The sequence below is a fragment of the Kitasatospora sp. NPDC001539 genome (genome assembly GCF_040298565.1).
In the GTDB taxonomy this organism is placed as follows: Bacteria; Actinomycetota; Actinomycetes; order Streptomycetales; family Streptomycetaceae; genus Kitasatospora.
Genome location: NZ_JBEPAK010000335.1, coordinates 1 through 6270 on the forward strand (window position 1 = coordinate 1; position 6270 = coordinate 6270).

A 6270-nucleotide genomic window follows, 5' to 3' on the forward strand; every position below is an offset into this window, starting at 1 on the left:
GGGGGGGTGGGGGGGGGGGGGGGGGGGGGGGGGGGCGGCGCGGGGGGGGGGGGGGGGGGGGGGGGGGGGGGGGGGGGGGGGGGGGGCGGGGGGGCCGGGGGTGGTGCCTCCGCCGCTGTGGGCGGCGGAGGCGGTGGCCGGCACCGGGGTGGGAGCCGTGGTCATCTCAGGTCAGCCCGCGATCGCCTTGGCCCAGTTCTCGGTCACGACCTTCTTGGCCGCGTCCGTCTGGTCCTGGGTCGGGAAGGTGGTGAAGGGCTTCTCGACGGCCGGCAGCTTGGCGGCGGCGGTGGCGTCGAGGGTGCCGGCGGCCTTCAGCGAGTCGAACAGGGCGGGGGTGGCGTAGCCGCCGAGGAAGCCGTTCTGGCCCTGGGCGCTGTACAGGTACTCCTCCCACAGGCGGGCGGCGGCCGGGTGGGGGGCGTCCTTGTTGATCGCCTGGTTGTAGTACTGGGCGTAGGAGCCGTCCGAGGGGATGGCCACCTGCCAGTCGATGCCCTTGTCCTTGAACTTGTCGCTGTAGCCGGCGTTCAGGTACGACCAGTCGATGCTGATCGGGGTCTCGCCCTTCTCGATGGTCGCCGGGGTGACCTCGACCGGGTTGAAGTTGCCGGCCTGCTTGACCTTGCCGAAGAAGTCGATGCCGGGCTGGATGTTGTCCAGCGAGCCGCCGTTGGCGAGCGCGGCCGCGTAGACGGCGCCGAAGGCGGCACCGGCCTTGGTCGGGTTGCCGTTCAGGGCGACCATGCCCTTGTACTCGGGCTTGAGCAGGTCGGCGAAGGTCTTCGGGCAGACGGACACCTTCTTGGCGTCGCAGCCGATCGACATGTAGCCGCCGTAGTCGTTGTAGCTCAGGCCGTTGGCGTCCTTCATGGTGGCCGGGATCTTGTCGAAGTCGGTCACCTTGTAGGGGGCCAGCAGGCCCTGCTTGCCGGCGCTGATCGCGAAGGCGGAGCCGAGGTCGACGACGTCGGGCGCGCGGTCCTGGCCCTTGCGGGAGGTGACGGCGTTGATCTCGTCCTGGCTGGAGCCGTCCGGGTTCTCGTCCTCGATCTCGATGCCGTACTTGGCCTTGAAGTCGTCCATCAGCTTGCCGTAGTTCGCCCAGTCGCGCGGCAGGGTGATGACGTGCAGCTTCCCCTCCTTCTTGGCGGCGGCGACCAGGCCGTCCATGCCACCGAAGTCGGCGACGGAGGTGGCGGTCCTGGCGCTCTTGCCGCCCGCGGCGTCGCCGCCGGACTTCGCGGAGGAGGAGCCGGCGGAACCGCAGGCGGTGAGGGACAGCGCGGCGGCGGTCAGGACGGCCGCGAAGGCGGCGGTGCGGGCGCGGTGCACGGACACGGGTCAGTCTCCTGAGAAGGGGGAACTGCGAGCGGGTGTCTTGATCGGGGGGATCAGCGCGGTGGCGGTCGGAGCCGCCGGAGCCGGCCTGCTTCGGAGCCGCCCGCGTCGACTGACGTCGGAGTCGTCCGAGTTGACTAGCCAACTTTGCTGACGGGGGTAAGTACGCCGGAGCCCGGTGACGGGAAGGTGAACGGACGGCTCAGAACCGGGGTCGGCTGCGGGAACGGTGGAATCCGGCCATCGATGGGTGATCCGTTCGGTGCGATGCTCTGAATGCGCAGCGGGGTAAGGTCGGGCTGTCCGCGCCGGTACGGCTGCGCAGGACACCGCCCCAGGAGGGACATTGACTGACGTGGCAGTAGAGCCCGGGCGCCCCGCCGAGCGCGCTGCCGGCGCCCTCTACCGGAAGGTCGCCGCCGATCTCCGCGAGGCCATCGCCACCGGCGCGTACGGCGAGGCGGGCCGGCTGCCCGCCGAGGGCGCGCTGGCCGAGCAGTACGGGGTCTCCCGCGGCACCGTCCGCCAGGCGCTCGCCGTGCTGCGCTCGGACGGGCTGGTCACCTCCCGCCGCGGCACCCGGCGGGTGGTGCTCGGGGGCGCGCGGGTGCAGAGCTTCTCCGAACTGCTCAGCTTCACCCACTGGGCGTACTCGATGGGCGAGGAGCCCGGCGGCATCCTGGACTCGCTGGTGCGCCGCCCGGCCGACGCCGCCGAGCGCGAGCAACTGCGCCTGGAGCCGGGCGCGGAGGTGTACGTGACGGTCCGGCTGCGCACGCTCTCCGGCACGCCGGTGATGGTCGAGCGCACCATCTACCCGCCGCGGGTCGGCGAGATCGTCGCCGAGCTGCCGCCGGACGTGGTCTCGCACACCGAAGTGCTGCGCGAGCACGGCATCCTGTTCACCGATGCCGACCACACCATCGACATCGTCGCCGCCAACGCGGAGGACGCCCGGCTGCTCGGCTGCCGCCGGGGCGGACCGCTGCTGCGCGAGCGGCGGCGCACCACCGACCCGACCGGCACGCCGGTGGAGTGGTCCCAGGACCGGTACCTGCCCGGCACGGTGGCCTTCAGCGTGCACAACTCGCTGGCCACCTCGGCGCTTTCGCGGCACGCCCGGGAGCTGGACTGAAGGTCCGGCGCCCGGGCGGCACGGTTCTCGGCGTGCGACGCGGTCCGGCGCGCGGCGCGCCCCGGCGGGTGAGGGGGCTCGGCGCGTGAGGCGCCTCAGCGCATGAGGGCGGCCAGCAGCGGGCGGTAGCGCTCGAAGTCCGGCGTCGCCGCGCCGGGCGCCTTGGCCTGCTCGTCCCAGCGCCGTACGGCCACCGCGTCGGCCGCGCCCGGGAGTTCCGCGAAGGCGGCGGACTCGCGGTCGTCCATCGGACCGCCCTGGACCCGCAGGGTGTACTCGGAGGCCTCGGAGAGCCGCTCGCGGTACCCGGGCTCCACCGCGCACAGGTAGCGCTTGGCGGCCACGTGCAGCCGCACCGGTTCGGTGACCTCCGGCCCGAACCAGCGAGCGAGCCAGTCGGCGCCGGTGTCGCTGTGCCGGTTGTCCCGGCCGCGCATCAGGTCGCGGCCGTGCAGCGCACCGTGGAAGTGGCCGATGTCGTGCAGCAGGGCCGCGGCGACCAGGTGGTCCGGCGCCCCGGCCGCCTCGGCGGCAGCGGCGGCCTGGAGCATGTGCTCGGCCATGGTCACCGGCTCGCCCAGGTACTCCCCGGCGCCCTCGCCCGCGAACAGCTCGGCGATCCCGTCCAGCGCGGCGGTGCGGCGGTGCAGCACGGCGAGGGTGCTCGACAGCGCGTCGAGGTCGGCGTAGCAGCCCTGGAGGTGGCGGTGGCCGTCCTGCTGGAAGGCCGTACGGGCGTGCAGCAGGCGGGTGTTGTCGAAGACCAGGCAGTCGCCGGGGCCCAGGCGGAAGGTGAGCAGGAGTTCCGGCCGCAGGGTGATCGCGGCGAAGCGGCGGTAGGCGGCGTAGAAGGACTCGAGGCCGTCGCCCCGGAGCGTGCCGATCGAGCGGTTGTTGAAGCGGACCTCGCGGATCCGGCCGAGCGCGTCCACGTCGATCAGCGGGCGGTCGGCACGCAGCTCGGTGCGGCGGTCCCGGAAGACGAAGGGGACGGGGGTGCGGGTGAGCACCGCGAAGTCCTCGGGGGATTCGTCCCTCAGCAGGGCCGCCGCCCGGAAGCCGTCGACCAGCCCGGAGTCGCCGCCGGTCGCCGAGTTCTCGAGGCAGTGCAGCAGTTGGAGCGTCGGCACCGGGTCCCGGTACGGGTTGTCGGTGTGCGGGGCGATCGCCTCGGCCGTGAACGCCAGGTTGTTGGGGTCCGGCTCGATCCGGACGTCGAACAGCTCGCCGTAGTTGGTGACCCGGACGTAGCCGAAGCTCTCGGCCACCCGGAGCACCTGCCGGTCGGCGGTCGGCACCCCGCGCAGCAGGGCGAAGCCACTGTGCCGGACGGCGGCCAGCACCGCCGCCTGCTCGGCCGGGTCGCCGAGGTACGACGCCCAGTCGGCCTCGGGGATGCCGCGCGCGAAGTCGGCGGCGGTCCAGAGCCGCTTCCCCTGCTCGGTGCGCCCGTCGTCCCCGGCCTCCTCGTGCAGCCAGGCGAGCGGGTAGCGGGAGCGGTGCCCGTCCGACCAGAGCACCTCCAGGTTCCCGTCGAGTTCCGCGCTCGCCGCGATCGCCAGGTCGTCCGGCAGGTCGCCGATCTGGAACAGCTTCTGCCCGTTGCGCGGGTCCCGGCACTCGGCGCACGGGCAGTTGTCGCGCAGCCAGTAGGGCGGCAGCTCGGTCATGGGGTCCTCCTCGGCGGGCTCCTCCGGGCAGAAGTTGTATAGCCAACTCCACCCACTTGGCGGGAGCTTGCCTGCCCCCGGCAAGGAACGGGTGCCGAACGGGTGAACGCTGCGGGAACTGTCCCCGGAGGCGTGGCCGAAAACAGCCCGCCCGCCGTCGGCGGCCGCGCCGTCCGCCCCGTCCCCCCGTCGCCCCGTCGCCCCGTCGCCCAGGACGGTGCCCGGGTGCCGCCATCCGCGCTCCCCCTGGCCCCCTGTTCGGGTGAGGGCGGCCGGGCCCGGCGCGTTTCGGCGCGGGCGGCCGTGCGCGGCTGCGGCATCGTCGGGGGGATTCCCCCGAGGTGAGAGGCAGCTGCGCCATGGCCCATCCCAGTACCACGACCCCGCCGCCCGCAGGGCACACCGGGCTCCGGCGGGAGGTGGGGGTCGCCGGCCTGCTGTGGGCCTCGGTCGGGGCGATCATCGGGTCCGGCTGGCTGTTCGGAGCGCAGAAGGCCGCGGTGGCGGCGGGCCCGGCCGCCGTGCTGTCCTGGGCGATCGGCGCGGTGGCGATCATCCTGCTGGCGCTGATCCACGCCGAGCTGGGCGGGCTGTTCCCGGTGGCGGGCGGCACGGCGCGCTACCCGCACTACGCCTTCGGCGGGTTCGCGGGGATGTCCTTCGGCTGGTTCACCTGGCTGCAGGCGGCGACCATCGCGCCGATCGAGGTCCAGGCCATGATCAACTACGCCCAGCACTGGAGCTGGGCGGACGGCCTGCTGAACAAGGACCTGACGCTGACCGGCGTCGGGTTCGTCGTCGCGGCCGTCCTGCTCGGCGTCTTCGTGGCGATCAACTTCCTCGGGGTCCGGCTGCTGGCCCACACCAACAGCGTGGCCACCGTCTGGAAGGTCGCCATCCCGATCCTGACCATCTTCGCCTTCGGGATCACCGAGTTCCACGGCTCCAACTTCGACGTGCACGGCTTCGCGCCGGACGGTGCCAAGGGCGTGCTGACGGCGATCAGCACCAGCGGTGTGATCTTCGCGCTGCTCGGCTTCGAGCAGGCCATCCAGTGGGCGGGGGAGAGCCGCAACCCCCGCCGGGACATCCCCCGGGCGGTGCTCGGTTCGGTGGTGGTCGGCACCATCGTCTACCTGATGCTCCAGGTGGTGTTCATCGGCGCGCTGCCTCCGGAGACCGTCGCGGGCGGCTGGAGCAAGCTCACCTACCCCGGCATCAGCGGACCGTTCGCCGGCCTCGCGACGCTGATCGGGCTGGGCTGGCTGGCGACGGTCCTCTTCATCGACGCCGTGATCTCGCCCGCCGGCACCGGACTGGTCTACATCACCTCCAGCTCCCGGGTCACCTACGGCCTCAGCCGCAACGGCTACGCGCCGCCGGCCCTGCAGTTCACCGACCGCAACTCGGTGCCGTGGCTGGGGCTGCTGATCGCGTGGGTCGCCGGGGTGATCTGCTTCCTCCCGTTCCCGAGCTGGCAGCGGCTGGTCGGCTTCATCACCTCGGCGGTGGTCCTGATGTACGCGGGCGCGCCGCTGGCCTTCGGCGTGCTGCGCAGGCGGCTGCCGGGGATGGAGCGCTCGTACCACCTGCCCGGCGGCACGATCATCTCGCCGGCCGCCTTCGCGGTGGCCGGGCTGGTCATCTACTGGTCCGGCTGGGACACCCTGTGGCGGCTGGGGCTGGCGATCCTCATCGGCTACCTCCTGCTCGGCGGGTACTCCGCGTACGCCGCGTCGAAGGGGGTGCCGAACGCACCGCGGATGGACTTCCGGGCGGGGCAGTGGCTGCCGGTCTACCTGGTCGGCATGGGCGTGATCTCCTGGCAGGGCAGCTTCGGGGCGGGCTCCCAGGGGAACCTGCCGCTGTGGTGGGACATCGGGGTCGTGGTGGTCTTCTCGCTGGTGATCTACTACTGGGCGCTCGCCGTCGCACTGCCGGCGGAGGAGATCGAGCGGAACATCCGGGGCGTCGAGGTGGTGGACGCGGGCGGGCACTGAGCGGAGCCGGACGGACGGCGGCGCCTCGGGGAGCGCCGCAGCCTCGGGGAACGGCGAGCCGACGGAGGGGTGGAGCAGGGGGAGCGGCGGAGCCGGGGAGCGGCCCCCGAACCGTGTCGGGGGC

General features: G+C 73.1%; 4 protein-coding genes. 2 read left to right on the forward strand and 2 right to left on the reverse strand.

Annotated features, from left to right (window positions below; genetic code table 11):
- Nucleotides 1-171: 171 nt before the first annotated feature.
- Nucleotides 172-1341: an ABC transporter substrate-binding protein gene (locus tag ABT247_RS30850; protein ID WP_350749189.1), complete on the reverse strand. Its 1170-nt coding sequence runs from the start codon at nucleotides 1339-1341 to the stop codon at nucleotides 172-174.
- Between the two features lie 355 nt (nucleotides 1342-1696).
- On the opposite strand from ABT247_RS30850, the gene ABT247_RS30855 reads away from it, so the two are divergent.
- Complete coding sequence (locus ABT247_RS30855; protein WP_350749192.1) at nucleotides 1697-2476, forward strand: GntR family transcriptional regulator; 780 nt, start codon at nucleotides 1697-1699, stop codon at nucleotides 2474-2476.
- Between the two features lie 95 nt (nucleotides 2477-2571).
- Here ABT247_RS30855 and tmpA read toward each other — a convergent pair whose 3' ends face one another.
- Entirely contained in the window at nucleotides 2572-4146 is a 1575-nt protein-coding gene (tmpA, locus tag ABT247_RS30860; RefSeq protein ID WP_350749195.1) for a 2-trimethylaminoethylphosphonate dioxygenase, read from the reverse strand.
- Nucleotides 4147-4505: 359 nt separating this feature from the next.
- On the opposite strand from tmpA, the gene ABT247_RS30865 reads away from it, so the two are divergent.
- On the forward strand, nucleotides 4506-6146 hold the full coding sequence (locus ABT247_RS30865; protein ID WP_350749198.1) for an APC family permease: 1641 nt from the start codon (nucleotides 4506-4508) through the stop codon (nucleotides 6144-6146).
- Nucleotides 6147-6270: the final 124 nt, after the last annotated feature.

Coding starts and splice junctions, on each gene's coding strand:
- tmpA (WP_350749195.1), bottom strand. CDS start 4,146: ATGACCGAGCTGCCGCCCTACTGGCTGCGCGACAACTGCCCGTGCGCC.
- ABT247_RS30865 (WP_350749198.1), top strand. CDS start 4,506: ATGGCCCATCCCAGTACCACGACCCCGCCGCCCGCAGGGCACACCGGG.